This window comes from Corallococcus sp. 4LFB, from assembly GCF_046520365.1.
Lineage (GTDB): Bacteria > Myxococcota > Myxococcia > Myxococcales > Myxococcaceae > Corallococcus > Corallococcus caeni.
Genome location: NZ_JBKGHJ010001017.1, coordinates 1 through 1268 on the forward strand (window position 1 = coordinate 1; position 1268 = coordinate 1268).

Below are 1268 nucleotides of genomic sequence, written 5' to 3' on the forward strand. Positions count from 1 at the left end.
CCGTCACTGCTCAGCCCGGAGGCCCGCGAGCGCGAGGCCCGCCGCGAGCTGTGGCAGAAGCGGCTGGAGCGCGCGAAGCGCTCGTTGGAATCCTATGTGGCGGCCACGCGCTATCCGCCCGAGTCGCGGCCCAGCCGCGAGCATCCGGACCAACTGGAGCTGGCGGAGCCGGAGCGCACGCGGCCCTTGAGCCCGAAGGCCGCGCAGGACGGCACCTCCGACGTGCAGCTGCGGCTCAAGCAGGACAAGGTGTTCGTCGTCGGTGAGGAGGCGGTGCTCCTCAGCGTGGCGTGCGAGGACTCGCGCCGCACGCCGCGCCCGTGCGAGGTGGTGTCCGCGCTGGCGCACGAGGCGGACCACCTGGTGGGCGCCGGCGGTGTGCCGAGCGTGCCGGTGGCCTTCACGGACGCGGGGCAGGGCGGCGACGCGGTGGCGGGTGACGGGACGCTCACCGGGCGCTTCCAGCCGTCGGAGCAGGGCTTCGCGATGTTCTCCGGCACGCTGCGCGTGGACGTGCGCGTGCGCTCGGGGTCGCTGGAGGACTCGGCGTTCTTCGACGTGCTCTACACCCCCGCGCCGCCGGCCACGTTCACCCGCCGGGTGCGCGAGGTGGTGGAGGCGGGGTCGCTGGACCTGTACCTGTCCGTCCAGGTCCGCAAGGCGGGGCGGTACGTGGTGTCCGGCCGGCTGGACGACGAGGGCGGCGTGCCGTTCGCGTCGGTGTCGTTCAACGAGGAGCTGCAGGAGGGCGCGCAGGAGGTGAAGCTCAACGTCTTCGGCAAGCTCATCCGCGACGAGGCGCCCACGTTCCCGCTGACCCTGCGCGACGTGGAGGGCTTCCTGCTCAAGGAGATGGGCGACCCGGACCGCGAGCTGATGGTCACGCTGCGCGGGCCCGTGCACACCACGCGCGAGTACTCGCTCCAGCAGTTCTCCGACGCCGAGTGGAGGAGCCCGGAGCGCGACCGCTACACGGACGAGCTGGAGAAGGACGTCATGGAGGCGCAGAAGCAGCTCGACGCCGCGCTCGAGGACACGCCCCCGCCCTGAGCGTCACCGGGCCCGGGCCCGGGCTCAGGACTCGAGCGGCGGCGGAGGCGGCGTGTGGGCCGCGTCGACCTCCACGAGGTCGGCGTCCTGCACGTCGTCGATTTCCACGAGCGCGTCCGCGGTCGCGTCCGCGGTCGCGGCCTCCACGTCGGGGGCCACCACGACGCTGGGCTCAGGCTCGGAAGCGGGCGCCTCGTGCCTCGCGGCCGGGGCCTCCG

Annotated in this window: 2 protein-coding genes; one reads left to right on the forward strand and one right to left on the reverse strand. The window is 73.7% G+C overall.

The window, feature by feature from the left end; all coding sequences use genetic code 11:
* The first annotated feature begins 6 nt into the window (after nucleotides 1-6).
* Nucleotides 7-1050: a hypothetical protein gene (locus tag ACLEQD_RS43670; protein WP_410391833.1), complete on the forward strand. Its 1044-nt coding sequence runs from the start codon at nucleotides 7-9 to the stop codon at nucleotides 1048-1050.
* Between the two features lie 24 nt (nucleotides 1051-1074).
* On the opposite strand, the gene ACLEQD_RS43675 is transcribed toward ACLEQD_RS43670, so the two are convergent.
* On the reverse strand, nucleotides 1075-1268 hold a 194-nt coding region (locus tag ACLEQD_RS43675), incomplete at its 5' end, for a hypothetical protein (protein WP_410391832.1).